Here is a 2,361-nt window from a genome sequence, read left to right as displayed (position 1 = left end):
TGAGTGGTATAGCCAGACTGTGTTGCCCGGGCCCATGGATTCCAGCCAAGATAATTTGATGCACCGCCTGGTGTACCGTCAGGATTGGTAATTGGATATGCAATAGGCGAAATCACTTTAAGCGAATTAAAGATATCCCAGGATGAGTAGCCAGGATAATTTCCATTGTGAATAATTCCCCCGATCCCAAGTTGCATAAACAAGCTTTTTGAAAGGTTAATGTCTATGTTGCTGCGAAAATTATATCTTTTTATATTAGCATTGGTATTATAAGGATTACTTTCATCTTGTTTATAGATACCATTCTGCAACGTAAAACCAACGTTTGTATAATACCTTATCGATTCACTCCCACCAGTAACACTTAGATTTTGAATTGTTTGCCAGGTATTCCTATTCAAAACCGCATCTGTCCAGTTCGAATTGGGATATAAGTAAGGGTCAGAACCATCATTATATTTCTGAAGCTCATCTGGCGTCCATCTTGGCGTTTGGTTTGAATTTACAAGTGCTTCATTCATTAAAGAGGCGTATTGACCCGCATTGATGTATTCCGGCAAGCGTAAAGCTTCGAGTGTTGCCGCCTCTGCCCTGTAGGTTACCATCGGTTTTCCTGCAACGCCACGTTTGGTGGTCAACAAAATTACTCCATTAGCTCCTCTTACGCCATATACTGCTGTCGCCGATGCATCCTTAAGAATGCTGAAACTCTCAATTTCCTGTGCATTGATTTGATTCATATCCCGTTCTACTCCGTCAATGAGCACAAGTGGAGCATTGTCGCCAAATGTAGACAAGCCACGGATATATATGGCAGCCGCATCATACCCTGGCTCACCGATCGCTTGCCTGGTGATGATACCAGGAAGTTTTCCTGCTATTGCGTTAGACAATGAGGGTGTAGAGACCTTTTGCATTTCAGAAACGGAGATTGTACTGATTGCACCAGTTACAGACACCTTTTTCTGTGTACCATAGCCCACTACAGCTACTTCTTCAAGTGATTTATCATCAGCCTCAGTTAAGGTTACCGTAAGGGTTCTTGCGTTGCCTACTACGATCTCTTTAGTCTTGTAGCCAACATAGGAAAAGCTCAATACTTCTTTCTCGTCTTCAATTGCAATCGAAAACCCGCCTTTAGCATCGGTTATTGCAACACGGCGGGCGCCTTTTACAGTGACATTGGCACCGCGGATTGGCAGGCCTTTATCATCAACAACTTTACCCTTGAGGACCCATGAACCAGTTTCCTGGAAATGCGAACGAATTGTGCTTTTATTTTCAGATCTTGCCCATGTAGAAATGAGCAGCAGTGCAAATAAAATCGGTAAAAATTTATTCATATAGATTTAGTTAATGGTTTCAGCGTAATACGCGGTTTATCAAAACCGCAAAAAACTAACATATTAACTCAATAAACCCGGAATGTCACATCAAATTCGATATATATGCGTTTTTGAGTGCGTTTCAATCGTAAATATAAACGCAAATTACCCTCAAATGCAAATAATATTTCATAAATATTTTTAATTGTCTATTTTTGGATTCCCTAAGCATTACAACATATGAATAAAACAGAGAGACAGAAATTGATTATGCGGGAAATAAACTTGCATAACAAGGTATTATCAACTGATTTAAGCATGTTGTTGAAGATTTCAGACGACACCATAAGACGGGACCTTAAAGAGCTGGCTGAAATGGGGAAGATATTAAAAGTGCATGGCGGGGCAGCCAGTAAGTCCTTTGTGGCGCCGTTTAATGTTCAAAACGAAGTGTATGCCATTCAAGAAAAGCGTGATATTGCAAAAAAAGCACTTAGCCTAATTAAGAACAACATGGTTATCCTTACCGAGGGTGGGACGACGATCCTGGAGTTTGCTAAAATGATTCCAGATACGCTTAAAGCGACCTTCTTCACCATTAGCCCACAAGTTGCAATTACACTTTCTGAACACAGCAACCTTAACGTGATGACTATTGGCGGTCAACTTACCAAAAACGCAAACCTGCACATTGGTGCAAGTGTCATCAATCAATTGGTCGATCTTAAGGTAGATTTATGCCTTTTAGGAGCAAATGCTTTTTCTGCTGAGGAAGGTCTTACAGACATGGACTGGGAAATTGTTCAGGTAAAAAAAGCAATCATCAGGTGTTCCAAAAAAACTGCTGTATTGAGTATATCAGAGAAACTAAATACAGCTCAGCGAATAAGGATCTGCGGCCCCGGTCAAATCAATTATCTAATTACCGAGTTACCCCCAGAAAATCCCCTCTTAAAAAACTATGAAAGCGACTTTCTAAAGTTACTATAACATTTTCAATAGAACTCATTTCATACAATTAAAATCGAATCCTAGC

The 2,361-nt window shown here is 40.3% G+C and carries 2 protein-coding genes; one reads left to right on the top strand and one right to left on the bottom strand.

What is annotated here, in order from left to right; genetic code table 11:
* Nucleotides 1-1,343: SusC/RagA family TonB-linked outer membrane protein (locus ACR2F7_RS03395; RefSeq protein WP_432712186.1), on the bottom strand; the 1,343-nt coding region annotated here is incomplete at its 3' end.
* A 222-nt stretch (nucleotides 1,344-1,565) separates the two neighbouring features.
* Here ACR2F7_RS03395 and ACR2F7_RS03390 point away from each other — a divergent pair.
* Nucleotides 1,566-2,315 (top strand): DeoR/GlpR family DNA-binding transcription regulator, encoded by a 750-nt coding sequence (locus ACR2F7_RS03390; protein ID WP_432712185.1) that lies wholly within the window; start codon nucleotides 1,566-1,568, stop codon nucleotides 2,313-2,315.
* The last annotated feature ends 46 nt before the right edge of the window (nucleotides 2,316-2,361 follow it).

It is taken from the genome of Pedobacter sp. (genome assembly GCF_045628745.1).
Taxonomy (GTDB): domain Bacteria; phylum Bacteroidota; class Bacteroidia; order Sphingobacteriales; family Sphingobacteriaceae; genus Pedobacter.
The sequence above is the reverse complement of the archived record's forward strand: the minus strand, read 5'-3'. Positions and strand labels throughout refer to the sequence as shown.